The following is a 15,888-nucleotide window of genomic DNA, read 5'->3' as shown; positions in this document are numbered from 1 at the left end:
GGTAGCAGTTAGCAGTAGCTCACTCAATACTGAATAACTTAAATTTAAAAAAATAACCAGCTTTGGTAAAAAGTTTCATCACCATGCGTGAAACTGAAAACTAAAGACTTAGTACTGAAGACTAAAAAGATGGAATTAAAAGAAAAAATACTATCATCATATGTAGCTTTTGAAAACGGAATTGATATCAATTCTGACATTCATGAAATTAGAACAGAAGCTTTAGAAAATTTTGAAAAGCTAGGTTTCCCTACTAAAAAATTAGAAGATTGGAAATACACCTCTTTAAACACTGTTTTAAAGAATGATTTCAGCATTTTTCTTAATAAAGAAAATTCTGTTCAATTTGCTGATGTAAAGAACTATTTTATTCATGATATAGATACCTTTAAAGTTGTTTTTATTGACGGAAAATACAGTTCTTTCCTTTCTGATGTTACGCATGATGGAAAAGATATTTGTTTACTTTCTTCCGCTTTATCAAAATCTAAATACAGTTCTGTAATTGAAAACTATTTTAATAAAGTTGCAAAGCAAGACAATTTAACGTCTTTAAATACGGCTTTTGCAAACGAAGGAGCTTATATTTATATCCCTAAAAATATTGAAGTAGAAAAGCCTATTCAGATTATCAATTTTACAACTGGTTCTGAAGCAGCAAGCATAGTGCAGCCAAGAAATTTAATTGTAGTTGAAGACAATTCGCATGTTCAAATTATAGAACGCCATCAAAGTTTAACATCAAACGCAGTTTTATCGAACGTAGTTACAGAAATTTTTGCTGGTAGAAATGCTACTATAGATTATTATAAGATTCAAAATGATGAAGTAAACGCTTCTTTGGTTGATAATACTTTTATCGATCAAAAATCAAATAGTGTGGTTTCTATGCATACTTTCTCTTTTGGAGGAAATATTACACGAAACAATTTAAGCTTCTATCAAAATGGAGAACATATAGATTCTATCTTAAAAGGAATTTCCATTATTGAAGGAAAACAACATGTAGATCATCATACTTTGGTGCATCATATTGAGCCAAATTGCGAGAGTCACCAAGATTATAAAGGCATATTTAATGATCGTTCTACAGGTGTTTTTAACGGAAAAGTAATCGTTAATAAAGAAGCTCAGAAAACAAACGCTTATCAACAAAATAATAATGTTTTAATAAGTGATAAGGCAACGATCAATGCAAAACCTCAACTAGAAATTTTTGCTGATGATGTAAAATGTTCTCATGGTTGTACTATTGGTCAACTAGATAATGATGCTTTATTTTACATGCAACAACGTGGAATTCCGATGAAAGAAGGAAAAGCGTTATTGATGTATGCTTTTGCAAATACCGTATTAGAAAGTGTAAAAATACCTGAAGTAAAATCTAGAATTACGAAGTTAATTGCCGACAAATTAGGAATAAATATTGGTTTTGATTTGTAAATTATATTCTAGCTTTATTTCATAAAATTTAAACCACGCAAATTGCGTGGTTTTTTTGTGAATTTATTAGAAAAATTAACTACCTCGAGGCCAATGTCATTAAGTTAACGATTTAAATAACTGATATTCAGATAATTAAATTAGTTATATTCAAATTAATTTCGTATATTTAACTGATAATCAATTAGATGTAAGATGAAAAAAAACACCTATTTTTATTTTTAAAAAGATCGGTAAAGAAATTTTTAGTAGTCAACTTAAAGAAAGCTTTAGAGTTTCAGAAAAAGATTTTACAAGAACAAGAAAACAATCCTTTTCTACAACCTTATTACTTATGATGAATTTTTTAACAAAAAGCCTTTCTATAGAAATAGAAAACTTTGTAAATCATTTAAGACGAGACTGCGGTCTATTAAGTTTAAAATCTTTTACAAAAAGTGCTTTCGTGCAATGTCGTAAAAAAATACAACCAGGAGTTTTTAAAAAATTAAGTGAGATGCTCATTGATGAATTTTATACCGATAATGAACTAGGAATAAAATTATGGAATGGATTTAGAGTTTTAGCAGTTGACGGTTCTTCCATTACGCTTCCCTTTACAGATGAGTTGAAAGGTATTTACGGTCTTGTAAAAAATCAAACAGATACAGGCGTCGTTCAAGCAAGGGTTTCTGTACTCTATGATGTTTTAAATAAGTATGTTTTAGATAGTCAATTATCACCAAAAAAAGAGGGAGAAAGGGCCTTAGGATTGCTACATTTGGTAAAAACTAAAGCACGCGACTTGATTATTTATGACAGAGGATATCCCTCTTATGATTTTATAAATACGCATTGCATAAAAAACATCGATTATTTGATGCGAATTAAAACAAGTTTTAGTGGCGTTACTAAAACTTTTATAGCCAGTAATAAAACAAGTCAAATTGTAGAAATTTTCCCAAGTAAAAACGCTGTTGTATCTGATAAACAATATGATAGAAATACCCCGATAAAAGTGAGATTACTTCGTGTGAAATTACCCAGCGGAGAAACAGAATTATTAATCACCTCTTTATTAGATAGCAAGAAGTATCCTAATAAAATATTCAAGGAACTATATTTTAAAAGATGGGGTGTAGAAATTTTTTACGATGAATTGAAAAACAAATTAAAAGTAGCGCATTTTTCAGGCTATTCCAACCAAAGTATTTTACAAGACTTCAATGCAGCTATATTCATTAGTAACGTACAGACACTAATCGTCAGCGATTTAGAAGATGAAATAATAGAGCAAACAAAAAACAGAAAGTTAACTTATAAAATAAACACCAATTTATCTTATGGCTTTTTGAAGAATAAAATAGTATCCTTATTTTTCTCTAATACAGATATGGAAGCTATTGTGGAGCAAATTAAAATACTGTTCAAACAAGAACTAGTCCCTATAAGACCCAATAGATATTATCAAAGAAATATAAGGAAATATGTTAGAAGAGAGAAACCGAAAGTTACTAAAAATCAAAAAGATAGCATATGAAAATCCCTTAACTTAATGACATTGACCTCGAGGCAGAGCCATTGAAGTATCAAAACAATCGGAGTAGATCTGAATGTAACTTTTCATAATCTGAATTCCCTTGATTTTGAAGATACTTTCTTATCACTTCTTCATTGGCATATTGACCTACTGTATTTACAGAATAACCGCTTGTCCAAAATTTTCCTCCCCATAAAAACCTTTTAACTTCTGGATGCAACCTGAAAATTTCTTTTGCAGTTATACTTCTTATTGCACTAATTGTTTTTTTAGGTGAATTTGTTGGAACACTCTGAATCAAAAATTGAACATCATAACGCAACTCTATTTGCAAACATACCTCTTTAAATGTCTTTGAAATATCAGAAGTAAAAACTGTTCTCCTATATTTTACAGGACATACAAAATGATATAATATCAAACTTTTATTATGACCCTTATAAATATGTTCACTCATAAAAACAAAAATACATATCTTTACGCTACGCCCGAGGCAGTGCCTCTGGGAATTCTATCGATTAAAATCCTATTTTTATAAAAAAAATACTTCCTAAACCTTCTCAAAAAAAATGCCTTTCCAGTTACCAACCGCAAAACGTTCGCCGAGGCATATTTATCCGAAGTATACACCTGATCCTTCGCCATTTTTATTGGAAAAAATTAGTGTCAGTTTTAGCTGTAACCTACAAAGTTCTATTGGCTACAAAAACAGAAGACGCAATGTTTTTGGAAGAATATCCCACAATAACCTACACTTTTGGATAATTATAAACTAAAACAACGATAATAATTAGAAGTAATATTACAAGCACTCTTTTTAAATTTTTTATTAATTGATAATATTTGATAATATAAAAATAAGAAATTCATATTGACTTTTTTACGTCTTTAAAATTGCAAGGTTTATCTTTGTATTTCAAAACTATTTTTATGTTGAATATTGATAAAATTCGAGAAGATTTCCCTATTTTAAAAAGGACTGTTCACGGAAAACCTTTGGTCTATTTTGATAATGCTGCTACTTCCCAAACACCACAAATTGTTATTAATGCCATTGTAGATTATTACAGCAATTACAATGCAAATATTCATAGAGGGGTGCATACTTTAAGTCAAGAAGCTACAGATAAATATGAAGAAGCACGTATTAAAATTCAGAAGCATTTTAATGCAAAAGAAGCGTACGAAATAATTTTAACGGCCGGAACTACGCACAGTATTAACATCGTTGCATCTGGATTTACATCCCTTTTAAATAAGGGTGATGAACTTATCGTATCTGCTTTAGAACATCATTCAAATATTGTTCCTTGGCAGATGTTATGCGAAAAAACGGGTGCGGTTTTAAAAGTGATTCCTATGAACGAAGAAGGTTCTTTGGATATGGAAACCTACCATCAATTGCTAAATAATAAAACCAAATTAGTTTTTTGTAATCATGTTTCCAATGCTTTAGGAACTGTAAATCCTATAGAAGAAATTATTGAAGCTGCTCATAAAATTGGTGCTGCTGTTTTAATCGATGGCGCTCAAGCAACTCCTCATATAAAACCGGATGTTCAAAAATTAAATGCAGATTTTTATGTGGCTTCTGCTCATAAATTGTGCGGGCCAACCGGAGTTGGATTTTTATATGGTAAACAAGAGTGGTTAGAAAAATTACCACCATATCAAGGTGGTGGAGAGATGATTGCTACGGTATCATTTAAAAAAACTACCTACGCAGGTTTGCCTCATAAATTTGAAGCAGGAACGCCAAATATTTGCGGAGGAATTGCCTTTGGTGTAGCTTTAGATTACATGAATGCTGTTGGTTTTGACACTATTGCAGCTTATGAACATGAGCTTTTAAAATACGGAACACAAGAACTTTTAAAAATTGAAGGACTGAGAATTTACGGAACATCCGCTAAAAAAACAGCCGTAATTTCTTTTAATATTGATGGAATTCATCCCTACGATATGGGTGCAATTTTAGATAAACTAGGAATTGCTGTAAGAACAGGACACCATTGCGCACAACCAATTATGGATTACTATAAAATACCAGGAACTATAAGAGCTTCCTTTTCTTTTTACAACACAAAGAAAGAAATAGATATTTTTATTGAAGGCGTTAAAAAAGCACAAATGATGCTTTCTTAAATTTACTATAAATCGTATAATAAAACTGTCTCAAAATCTGAGGCAGTTTTTTATATCTTTAAAATTCTGAACGATGTTTTAAGATGAATATTCTGATTAAAGTTGCCCTTCCGTTTATAGTATTGTTCACGAGTTGTTCTTTACAGAAAAAGATTGATGACTCTAAAATTGATGCTTATTATGAAGCTGAAACAAAAGGTAGTTTTATAAGCATTCATTTTAAAAGGAATACAATCGCTTTTAAATCTGTTTCTAAGGATAAATCAACAGTTTTAAACGAAATTAAGGTAGGCAATATGTATTGTTATATCAAAAATTAAACTCTCTAAGATCGCCAATTTAACCGCTCCTTCTTATAAACGTTTTTATGATGGCGCAGTAATTGGTCGATTTTACATCAAAAAAATGACATAAACTATATGTCATCAGATTTTGATCACAGAAATCCACCAAAAGAAATGCTAGCCTTATATAAAATAGCACAAAAGTTAGTACCATAAAAAAAGGTTGAGAAAATTCTCAACCTTTTTTGTTTTTTTATACTATTAAATTATCTCAAAGTTGGTGAGTAATTTGTAGGATAATCTCCAGCTTTGGCTAAACCACCAGTCGCAGTTGTAAAGTTAGTACCAAATTCAGCATCCATAGCAGCTAAAATTTTGTTAGCCATTAAAGCATAACCTCTAGCGGTTAAATGAACACCATCTAAGCTTATTAAACCTCCTGTAACTAATTTAGTATTTAGCGTATAACGGTCAAACTTGATTCCTGTTGATGCTTCAGCTAAAACACCTTTAAAGTCAACTAAAGCAATATTTGGGTTTAAAGCCGCTATCGCAGCAATAGTTGTATTATAAGCGTCTGTAGCTGTTCTAATTGCCAATTGTTCTTGTGGTGTTAAAACCCATTGATCTCCTAAAGGCACCGCAACTCCATTAATACTTCCAGGATTGTTAGGATTTGCTAATGTTCCTATAAATGCAGAACCCGCTAGTAATAATAAATCGTCTGCAGTAGCTTGTCTCATGCTGATTAAGCCTGAGTTAATTGCTGTTAAATCTGTAAGATCTTCATCCATTATAACAACAGCATTCTGTCCTGCAGCAAAAGAAATCGTTCTTTTTGCTATTTCAGCATCCGCCATTTCTTGTGTCATCGGTGAAACCGCAACTAAATAAGCAAAAGCTTGTTGAATTCCTCCGTTATACGCTGCATAAGCATTGCTTACGAAGCTTGCTGTTGCTGCATCTAAAGGCACAGGGTTGTAAGGTACTGTTGTAAAATTAGCTAAATTTGTAATATATGGTACATTTGCAACTACTCCTTTTGCTCCATTTGCAGTTAATGCAGTAACCATAGTGCTAAAAACACTAGCAAAAACATTAGGATCTGTAATATCATTACTTCCATAAGAAGATGGGTCAAAATTACCAGTTTGATCTACACCTGAACCTCCAGAAAGCGCATACCCCAAAACATCATTTCCACCAATTTCAGATAAGGTAAAAAACGTTGGATTTTGTGCTAATGCGTCTCCCATTACTGTTGCAGTTGGGCTAGAGGCCATTCTTCCAAAATATGGATTTAATTGTCCATATCCAGGAACTCCTAAATGAAAACTTTTTGCTCCTGGAGCGCCAAAATTATTGAAAGGCCCTGAAAGAACAGCTGTTAATTCTGTAGTAGGCATTGCAGGTAATCTTGCAGGTCCAGCACCATTAAAATAAAATCTTGGTGGTTGCACTGCTGAACCTCCAAATACTAAACCTCCAATATTATCCTTCATTAAAGGCTGTTTAAATTCTGTTCCGAATTTTCCTGCCAAAATATTTGGGAAAGAATTTTCTTGAGCTGCTTTAAACATTGCGCCATCTGTATAACCTGCTGTAAAAGATGCACCGATAGAAACGTACTTAGAGAAATCTAATCCGTTTGTATTTAATGCAACTTCTGCTGCTAATTCTGCTGGTATTGCATCTAACTCATTATTAACATCACAAGAAACAATGCTTAATGATAAAAGAAACAATCCTAAATATTTATATGTATTCATAAAGTGTTTTATTTTTTTATTAGTTATTAATTGTCCAAGAAAGATAATATTGAGATCCTATTGCACCAACTCCTGGAGCACTTAAGTATTCTTGCCCCATTAAGTTTGCAGCACCTAACTTAATTATAGATTTGAAACTAGGGATACTATAATTTACCTGAGCATCAACAACTGTTCTTGCATCTATAGTTGCATCCATGAAAGTAGATTCCCATAAATATTCATCTTGCCATCTTACATTTACATTAAAACCAAAGTTTTTGAATAATTCAGTTTTTCCAAATTGTAATTTAACTTTGTGTTCTGGTGTATTAAAACCTGCTTCAAAATCTGGATCAGAAGCTTGATCAAAATCAAACTTAGCATATGTATAATTTAACCCTAAATTAAAACCGTCAAAAACTGTTGTATTTAAACCAATTGATGCTCCATAAGAACTGATGTCTGCTGCAGAATTTGTATATGTTTGAAAAGCTGTATAATCTCCGTTTTGAAGAGCGAATAAAGATAAAGAGTTATCTCCAACTGTTCCATAAAAAGGAACAACTACATTTTTTCCAGAAATAAAATCTTCATAACTATTATAATATACACTTAAATCTACAGTTACTCTTTGCTCTCCTGCCTCTAATAAGCCTCTATACCCCACTTCATAAGCAGCAACTTTCTCTGGTGCTACTAAAGTGATATTTGCTTTTTGAAAAGTACCATTAATAACAGATGCTGCTGAAAAAGAATTTTCATAAGCCTGTCTTCCTGAAACACCAACTGAACTAGAACCAGTAATTGCTTGACCAGCTCCACTAACAGATAGAGCAGGTGTTGTAAACCTGTCTAAATTATCAGGAGCTCCACCTACTAAAAAGGCTCTTCCTGCATTTAAACCAATATATTGATCTTGTGTTGTTGGGTTTCTAAATCCTGTTTGAAAAGAAGCTCTAAAATTTTGATTCTTATCTTCTCCTGCTGCATATGCTAAAGACATTCTTGGAGAAACGTTTCCGTCGAAATTTTGTGCTTTATCATAACGCATAGATGCAGTAAGTTTTAAACGGTCATCTTCTAAAAATTTCTTTTGTAATTGTGTATAAACACCATACTCGTTATATTCAATCGGACCGTCATAATCAGTAAATATACTGCCGTTAGAGTTTAATGAGTATAATCTGTAAGAACCACCAACTTGGATTTCTGCCCAGTCTATATAATCTTGAAAATTATAATTTGCATCTGTATGATAGTATTTTGTTGCGTCTTGAAATTTAGAGCCACTAACTAAATCTGGGTCTGCAGTTACTTTGTCAAAAGCTGCTTGAAACTCTGGAGTTCCGGGTAAAAATCTACCAGTTTCTGCCGTTTGTCTTGCGAGAGCGTGCGCTTGATCAGAAGTTAATCCTCCTAATGTTCCTTGTAAATAAGCACCTGTATATTGTCCAAACCAAGTAGTATCGCCTTTCCATGCTCTGTTAATGTTGATAGCTGCAAAACGTGTGTCAAAAGAATTACCTGCGTCTTCATTAGTCATATATCCTCTAACAAAGAAGTTTTTCCCTCTAATTTCTAGTTTATGTTGCTCCATAAAGAAGTCTTTAATATTGTATCTATTAATACCTTGGTAGATTGTATTACCAACACCAAATTTAGAGTTCCAGATAATCTCTAAACGATCATTTCCAAAAGGACGATAATTTAAAGAAGTACCAAATTTTACACTTTTAGCTTCATACGTCATTAAATCTCTTTCATCATAACCTGTTCTACTAATGTTTTCACTCGGCACAAGTGCAGAAGCTCCTCCAGGAATCAAACCTAAACCCTCTAACGTTTGTGCAACACCTCTAATATTTGTAGAAACTTCATCTCCATAAATATTTAATCCATCATAGTTTCTATCAGAATTTCTGTCTCCAGAGGTATACTCTCCGTTTGCAGTGTTTCTGTAATCTGTAGCATACCATTCTGTACCGTCTAAATATGATAAGGTTGCTTTTGCTGCAAATTTATTAGAAAAAGCATGCGCCATTCTAATATTAAAATCTTTATATCCATTGTCACCTCCAGCTTCTTGACTCGTAATCCCTCCTTTAAGAGAAATACTTATTCCTTGATCATCAAAAGCGCTTTTACTTGTCATAAACATTATACCATTAAAAGCGTTTGCACCGTATAATGCAGATGACGCTCCTGGTAATAACTCTACTGTTTTCACATCCAATTCAGACATACCCAATAAATTACCTAAAGCAAAATTTAATGCTGGCGATGAATTGTCCATACCGTCTACAAGCTGCATAAAACGCGTGTTTGCAAATGTTGCAAAACCACGAGTATTTACAGATTTAAATGTTAAACTATTTGTATTTACATCAACTCCTTTTAAGTTTTCTAAACCATCGTAAAAAGATGGAGAAGACGTGTTTTTAATAGCTCTAGCATCCATTCTTTCTACAGTTACCGGAGATTCCATAATACGTTCTGGAGTCCTCGAAGCAGAAACAACGATCTCGTCTAAAGAAGTTTCGTTTTCTGTTAAGGTGATCTCCACTTTTTGATTGTTTTTTGTAATTTCTGCACTCTTGGTTTGAAAACCAATCATAGAAACTTCAATAGTAAAGGGTGGTTTTTCTGTAACCGTTAATACAAAATTCCCATCAAAATCTGTGCTTGTTCCAACAGCCTTTCTAGAAATTTTAATATTCGCCCCAGGGAGTAAATCTCCTGTTTTTGCATCTTTAACCGTCCCGGTAACCGTAGTTTGACCAACCATTGCTAAAGTACCAAAAGCAATAAATGCAACTAGTAAAATCTTTTTTATCATAATTTGAATTATTTGTTAACTTAAACGAAAATACAATTTTTTTGAATTATGTAATAAAATTCCGTTATTTTATGATATTCAAATTATTTGAAGTTGTTTATTACGAAAATATTACTTCTTTTTACAAAATTAATTGAAATGGAATCTTGTATTTATCTTTTAACAAATCTTATTCCAAAGTCATTTGAAATTCTGAATGTTCTAAAACCTTTTCTTTAGAAATCCAATAAGGAATCCATTCGCCTGTTTTCCATTTTTCTAATTGAGATTTATAATATGGATGAAAAACTCTTGCAGCACTTCCGCCAGATAATATACCCATCATTTTTTCATGATCATTCATATCGGCTACCATTCTAAAGGAACTAAACCAACTTGTATCAAACTTTCGTTCTTTATTTTTTACAAATCCACCCCTATTTAATGTTTGATTAGAACCTGCTTTAGGAAGCAATTCTGAGCCTAACAAACCACTTCCAAAACCTTCTTTACGAATAGGACTTGCAAAATGTACGGTATGTATCTTGCCCCAAGTCCAGGTTGCTTGATTATCGCCTAATCTTTCTGTTAAAAGTTGTTTTGTTTTAATACCTGCTAGAATAATTAAATCTGTTAGCGTTTCTTTTTTTGATGTATTTATATTATCAACAAACTCATTTTCAGCTAAAATAAAACCGTCTACTTTTTGATTCCAATAATACACGTTTTCCCAATACATATCTTCTATATCATCGGGTAACTCATCATTTAGCACCAAATATAAAAGCTCGTTGTATAAGACATTATATATAGAAGCACCAACTTCATCAATAGCATCAAGATAATTCCATTCTTTTAAAATATTTGCGATGTCTTTTGTTACTTCTTTTTGCTCTAAAGCCGAAATAAATAACGGCGTTAAGGTTTGTGCTTGCATATTTTTTACATCAAAAATCATGGTCCACAACTCTTCTGCGTTAAATTTTTTGTTTTCTGATAATACTTCTGTGATTCTTTGATAGCGATAATATGGCGAAAAATGATTGGAGTAATAATACGGATACTCATCTGGGCGAGTATCATTATTGGCGGTGCCAATCCAACCTCTTTCTGGGTTTACCATGTGTGGCAATGAATCTTTAGGAATAAAACCTAACCAATTGTCTTTTTGATTTCCTTTAGATGGAAATTCACCTGTTTTATTTCGTCTAATGGGAACTAAACCTGTAGCTTGATGTGCTATATTTCCTTCTACATCTGCAATAGCGTAATTAAAAAACATATTGTCCATGCCTTTTAATGCTTCTCTAAATTCAGTAACATTTTTAGTTTCTAATAAACGCTCTAAACCAATAGAATTACTCTTCGTTTCTGCTAACGACCATCGTAAACTTACAACATCATCGGTTAAAACATTAAATACAGGGAAATCTGAAATAATAGGCCCTCTTTTTGTGTGCCTAATTTCAATCTCAACATTCGTTGTGTCTTTAACTACAATCGTTTCTTTTCGCTTTTTAAAGGGAATTTTATCTGCTCCTTGTATATAAAAATCGCCTACTGTTTCTTCAATAAATAAATCTTGGCTATCGCCATAGGCATTGGTAACACCGAATGAAACGTATTCATTTCGTCCAGCAATTAACCCAGGAATTCCTGGCGTAGCAATACCTACTACTTTAAATTCTGGGCAGAATAAACCAATAGGATAAAAAAGACCTGGCAACATTCTTGCATCTACATGCGGATCATTGGATAAAATTGGTTTGCCTGATTGTGATTTTTCTCCTGAAATAGCCCAATTATTAGAACCTAATTTTGGGTATACCAACATTGGGTCTATTAATTTATGCCAACTTTTATTATTTGTATTTGAAAATGCTGAAGAAACTGAATCTGTCTTAAATTCTAATTTTTTCGTTCGATCTAAATTGATAGAAAGTGGTAATAGTGCTGCAGCTTTATCGGTTCTCGCAGCAAGATTTAAACTCAAAACCTCGTCTTCTAAATTTTGACTATGAAACAAGCCAACAAAATGGGTAACAGAAATAATTTCTTGGGATGTTAAAGGCGTTGGCTTCATACCTAATAAACTCAACTCAACAGGGAATTCATCTTTACCCACTTTTAAGTATTCGTTGAATCCTTCGCAATACCAAGCAAGCATTTCTTTGGTTTCAGTATCTAAATATTGATAACTTCTTTTGGCGTTTCCAACCAAATCTAAAACCCGCATTTTTATATCAGATTGTAGCATTGAACTCCCTACGATGCTTGCAGCCTCGCCTTTAATTAATGCTCGGTAAAATTCAATCTGAAATAACCGATCTTGCGCTAATACAAATCCTTGCCCTCGTATAGCATCTGCTTTATTTTTAGCAAAAATGTAAGCAATACCATTTTCATCACGATTGATTTTTATAGGGTAGTCGTTTATTGCTATTGTAATTTTTCCATCTCGTTGATAGTTATTGCTTTTTAGCACATATATTGAAATACACGTTAATACTACAACAATTATTAACGTGATGTAAAGAATGGTTTTTTTCATTTAACGTGTATTTATATAAGGGTTTTAAATTTTTAAATTGCCAATTTGTTGTTTATAACAAATATAGAGTTTTGATTATTATATCAATTTTTAAAACAACGTTTTATTGAAAACCCCGATTTAACGCCTCAAGGCTCTCTTTTTTGATTAGACCATTTATACCAATATAGTTTTAAAATAACTGCTATTTTAAGAGGTTAGCTATTTTTTTTGTAGTTCACTTGTATTGTTTTCCTTAGTCTATCTGCTTAATTTATTATTGTTTCAAAAACTTAGCAGTAAATGTATCTGTGGGAGTTATAACTTTCATTAAATATAAGCCAGAAGAAGGTTTTTACTTACAGAAGATAAGTTCATCGTTTTTCTACCATCTTTTACATATACAATATACAAACAAACTGTTTTTTTATTTAGAAATATATTAAGGGGTAAATTATCATTTTAATAATTAGAATACCTTTTTTTAATGAAATTAACCATTTAAAGCCATCTAGTTTTTCTTTCAATTTTCAATTACAGTTATTGTACATTTGCAGCTTATAAAATTTCTTTCCTTGAAAATAGTACAAAACATTTCTAATTTTTCTGATAAAGAAAAAACATATGTTACGATTGGCACTTTTGATGGTGTGCATTTTGGGCATCAAAAAATTATTGAAAAACTAATTGATGAAGCTAAAAAAGCTGATAAAAAATCGGTGGTCTTAACTTTTTTTCCGCATCCAAGAATGGTTTTACAGAAAGATGTTTCTTTAGAACTGATTAACACGATTGAAGAACGCGCCACTTTACTTAAAAAAACAGGTTTAGACTATTTAATTATTCATCCTTTTAGTAAAGAATTTTCTAGAATGACAGCGCTCGAATTTGTGCGAGATATCTTGGTAAATCAATTAAATATCTCAAAACTGATTATCGGATATGACCATCACTTCGGAAAAAATAGAGAAGGCAATATTACTCAGTTAACAGAATATAGCCATTTATACGATTTTAAGGTCGAAGAAATTCCGGCGCAAGATATCGATGACGTTTCTGTAAGTTCTACAAAAATTAGACGTGCTTTAGCTACTGGAAATTTAAAAACTGCCAACAATTTTTTGGGCTATGATTTTATGCTAAATGGCAACGTTGTAAATGGTAAAAAATTAGGTGGAAAAATTGGGTATCCAACCGCAAATATTGATATTAAAGAAAGCTACAAATTAATCCCTAAAACGGGCGTTTATATAGTAAAATCAACCATTGACGAAAAAACTATTTTCGGGATGATGAACATTGGAAACAGACCCACCGTAAATGGAAATCATCAAACAATTGAGGTTCATTTTTTTGACTTTAACCAAAATCTATATGATCGAAATTTAACCATAGAATTAATCTATTTTTTAAGGGATGAAGAAAAATTTGATTCTGTTGAAATTTTAATTCAACAACTTAAAAAAGACGAAGAAACTGCTAGAAATTATATCAAAAAAAAGATGAAGCTTTAAATTTCAGAAACTTTAGCGCTTGCATGTATTTATAAATAACTTTCTTTTTAGAACTCCAATTCGCGTTAAGGATTGAGCAATTGCTTGAGCTCTGCCGCTTTTTTGCGGTAAGCGAGTGTGAAAGCCTGACCCTTGCGGTAACGCCCAAAAAAAAGCATTATTAGACAAACTATTTCTCCTTATTTTCTGAGGTTTATATATGTATTTGTTGAGAAATTTTTTATTTTGATTTCGCACTAAATCAAAATGACAAATTATATCTTTGCAATCCTTAATTTCAAGAAAAATGTTACAAGTAAACTTTATTAGAGAAAACAAAGAAACTGTTTTAGAAGGATTAGCAAAACGTAATTTTACAAATGCAGCAACTATTATTGAGCAGGTTTTAACTGCGGATGAAAATAGAAGAGCAACACAAGTTGAACTAGATACTACTTTAGCCGAATCTAATAAACTATCCAAAGAAATAGGTGCTTTTTTAAAATCTGGTGAAATACAAAAAGCCACTATTTTAAAAGAAAAAACGGGTCAGTTAAAAGAACGTTCTAAAGAATTATCAGACAAATTAACTCTTTTTTCTGATGAGCTTCAAACGCTTTTATATCAAATTCCGAATATTCCCCATACTTCTGTAAAACAAGGTGTCTCTGCAGATGATAATGAAGAAATTTTTAAAGAAGGAGTTATTCCTGATTTAGGAGAACATGCACTTCCGCACTGGGAATTGGCAAAAAAATACGACATCATCGATTTTGAACTTGGAACTAAAATTACTGGCGCAGGTTTTCCTGTGTACAAAGGAAAAGGAGCAAGGTTACAACGTGCATTAATCAATTATTTTTTAGATAAAAATATAGAAGCTGGTTATACAGAAGTACAAGTTCCGCATTTAGTAAATGCTGAATCTGCAACTGCAACCGGACAATTGCCAGACAAAGAGGGACAAATGTATCATTCTAATGAAGACGATTTGTACTTAATACCAACCGCTGAAGTACCAATTACAAACATGTTTCGTGGAAATTTAATGCAAGAATCTGAGTTTCCTATTCTTTGTACAGGTTACACTCCTTGTTTTAGACGTGAAGCAGGAAGTTATGGCGCGCATGTTCGTGGTTTAAACAGATTGCACCAATTTGATAAAGTAGAAATTGTAAGAATTGAGCATCCTGAAAGATCTTATGAAGCTTTAGATGGAATGGTAGAACACATCAAAAATATTTTAAGAGAATTAAAATTACCTTACAGAATTTTACGTTTGTGTGGTGGAGATACAGGTTTTACTTCTGCTTTAACGTTCGATTTTGAGTTGTTTTCTACAGCCCAAGACCGATGGTTAGAAATTAGTTCTGCTTCTAACTTTGAAACTTTTCAAGCAAATAGATTAAAACTTCGTTTTAAGAATAAAGAGGGCAATAGTGAGTTTGCGCATACATTAAATGGAAGTTCTTTAGCTTTGCCTCGTGTTTTAGCCGGAATTTTAGAAAATTATCAAACGGCAGACGGAATTAAAATACCAGCTGTTTTAGTGCCATATTGTGGGTTTGATATGATTGGTTCATAGTTTTTTGTTGTTGGTTTTTAGTGAATCGTTTTAACCAAAAACCAATAACTAAAAACTAATTTGCTATCACCGCAATCAGTAATCTTTTGTATTTATTCATTTCTAAAAGCGCGTTAAAATAAGCACTAATTTGTCCGTTTTTCATAAACTCAATTGAGTTTAATTTTGCGTTTTCGTATTTGTAGTTTAAATCGTTCATGATTTTGTTTTTGGTTCGTTATTACAAGGAAGACAAGTTTCATGCCAAAATGTTACAAGCGTAACTTGAAAGTTAGATAGCTTTAATAAAAAATTAACATTTTTGTTGATTATCTTTGAAATGT

The 15,888-nt window shown here is 32.0% G+C and carries 11 protein-coding genes; 6 read left to right on the top strand and 5 right to left on the bottom strand.

Annotated features, from left to right (window positions below; genetic code table 11):
• Positions 1-129: 129 nt before the first annotated feature.
• Together sufD and BST83_RS17165 are read left to right on the top strand one after the other, a co-directional pair.
• Entirely contained in the window at positions 130-1,443 is a 1,314-nt protein-coding gene (gene sufD, locus BST83_RS17170; RefSeq protein WP_104810992.1) for a Fe-S cluster assembly protein SufD, read from the top strand.
• A gap of 211 nt (positions 1,444-1,654) precedes the next feature.
• Positions 1,655-2,962 (top strand): IS4 family transposase, encoded by a 1,308-nt coding sequence (locus BST83_RS17165; RefSeq protein WP_146092176.1) that lies wholly within the window; start codon positions 1,655-1,657, stop codon positions 2,960-2,962.
• Positions 2,963-3,011: 49 nt separating this feature from the next.
• Here the strand turns inward: BST83_RS17165 and tnpA are convergent, their stop codons facing one another.
• Complete coding sequence (gene tnpA, locus BST83_RS17160) at positions 3,012-3,419, bottom strand: IS200/IS605 family transposase (protein WP_104810991.1); 408 nt, start codon at positions 3,417-3,419, stop codon at positions 3,012-3,014.
• A 473-nt stretch (positions 3,420-3,892) separates the two neighbouring features.
• On the opposite strand from tnpA, the gene BST83_RS17155 reads away from it, so the two are divergent.
• Both BST83_RS17155 and BST83_RS17150 read left to right on the top strand, forming a co-directional pair.
• Complete coding sequence (locus tag BST83_RS17155; RefSeq protein WP_104810990.1) at positions 3,893-5,107, top strand: aminotransferase class V-fold PLP-dependent enzyme; 1,215 nt, start codon at positions 3,893-3,895, stop codon at positions 5,105-5,107.
• An 83-nt stretch (positions 5,108-5,190) separates the two neighbouring features.
• Entirely contained in the window at positions 5,191-5,427 is a 237-nt protein-coding gene (locus tag BST83_RS17150; RefSeq protein WP_104810989.1) for a hypothetical protein, read from the top strand.
• A gap of 230 nt (positions 5,428-5,657) precedes the next feature.
• On the opposite strand, the gene BST83_RS17145 is transcribed toward BST83_RS17150, so the two are convergent.
• The 3 genes from BST83_RS17145 to BST83_RS17135 all read right to left on the bottom strand — a co-directional run bounded on the left by BST83_RS17145 (position 5,658) and on the right by BST83_RS17135 (position 12,508).
• A complete protein-coding gene (locus BST83_RS17145) occupies positions 5,658-7,160 on the bottom strand; it encodes an SGNH/GDSL hydrolase family protein (RefSeq protein ID WP_104810988.1) in 1,503 nt (500 codons plus the stop codon).
• Between the two features lie 19 nt (positions 7,161-7,179).
• Positions 7,180-9,978: a TonB-dependent receptor gene (locus BST83_RS17140; RefSeq protein WP_104810987.1), complete on the bottom strand. Its 2,799-nt coding sequence runs from the start codon at positions 9,976-9,978 to the stop codon at positions 7,180-7,182.
• Positions 9,979-10,147: 169 nt separating this feature from the next.
• Positions 10,148-12,508 carry a penicillin acylase family protein gene (locus tag BST83_RS17135; protein WP_104810986.1) on the bottom strand — a complete coding sequence of 787 codons (2,361 nt, stop codon included), beginning with the start codon at positions 12,506-12,508 and terminating at the stop codon, positions 10,148-10,150.
• Positions 12,509-13,062: 554 nt separating this feature from the next.
• Between BST83_RS17135 and BST83_RS17130 the strand changes: the two genes are divergently transcribed.
• On the top strand, positions 13,063-14,001 hold the full coding sequence (locus BST83_RS17130) for a bifunctional riboflavin kinase/FAD synthetase (protein ID WP_170062814.1): 939 nt from the start codon (positions 13,063-13,065) through the stop codon (positions 13,999-14,001).
• 286 nt (positions 14,002-14,287) lie between these two features.
• The gene (serS, locus tag BST83_RS17120) at positions 14,288-15,565 is read left to right on the top strand and encodes a serine--tRNA ligase (RefSeq protein WP_104810983.1); all 1,278 of its coding nucleotides are present in this window, start codon (positions 14,288-14,290) and stop codon (positions 15,563-15,565) included.
• Between the two features lie 55 nt (positions 15,566-15,620).
• Here the strand turns inward: serS and BST83_RS19970 are convergent, their stop codons facing one another.
• The gene (locus BST83_RS19970) at positions 15,621-15,764 is read right to left on the bottom strand and encodes a hypothetical protein (RefSeq protein ID WP_170062813.1); all 144 of its coding nucleotides are present in this window, start codon (positions 15,762-15,764) and stop codon (positions 15,621-15,623) included.
• Positions 15,765-15,888 lie beyond the last annotated feature (124 nt).

Origin of the sequence: Polaribacter filamentus (assembly GCF_002943715.1) — a bacterium.
Lineage (GTDB): Bacteria > Bacteroidota > Bacteroidia > Flavobacteriales > Flavobacteriaceae > Polaribacter > Polaribacter filamentus.
This window is presented reverse-complemented; position numbering and strand designations above follow the sequence as displayed.

Bases quoted from the DNA above. Each gene is read 5' to 3' on its own strand.
- BST83_RS17155 (WP_104810990.1), top strand. From the start codon at position 3,893: ATGTTGAATATTGATAAAATTCGAGAAGATTTCCCTATTTTAAAAAGG.
- BST83_RS17140 (WP_104810987.1), bottom strand. From the start codon at position 9,978: ATGATAAAAAAGATTTTACTAGTTGCATTTATTGCTTTTGGTACTTTA.
- tnpA (WP_104810991.1), bottom strand. From the start codon at position 3,419: ATGAGTGAACATATTTATAAGGGTCATAATAAAAGTTTGATATTATAT.
- serS (WP_104810983.1), top strand. From the start codon at position 14,288: ATGTTACAAGTAAACTTTATTAGAGAAAACAAAGAAACTGTTTTAGAA.
- BST83_RS17150 (WP_104810989.1), top strand. From the start codon at position 5,191: ATGAATATTCTGATTAAAGTTGCCCTTCCGTTTATAGTATTGTTCACG.
- sufD (WP_104810992.1), top strand. From the start codon at position 130: ATGGAATTAAAAGAAAAAATACTATCATCATATGTAGCTTTTGAAAAC.
- BST83_RS17145 (WP_104810988.1), bottom strand. From the start codon at position 7,160: ATGAATACATATAAATATTTAGGATTGTTTCTTTTATCATTAAGCATT.
- BST83_RS17135 (WP_104810986.1), bottom strand. From the start codon at position 12,508: ATGAAAAAAACCATTCTTTACATCACGTTAATAATTGTTGTAGTATTA.
- BST83_RS19970 (WP_170062813.1), bottom strand. From the start codon at position 15,764: ATGAACGATTTAAACTACAAATACGAAAACGCAAAATTAAACTCAATT.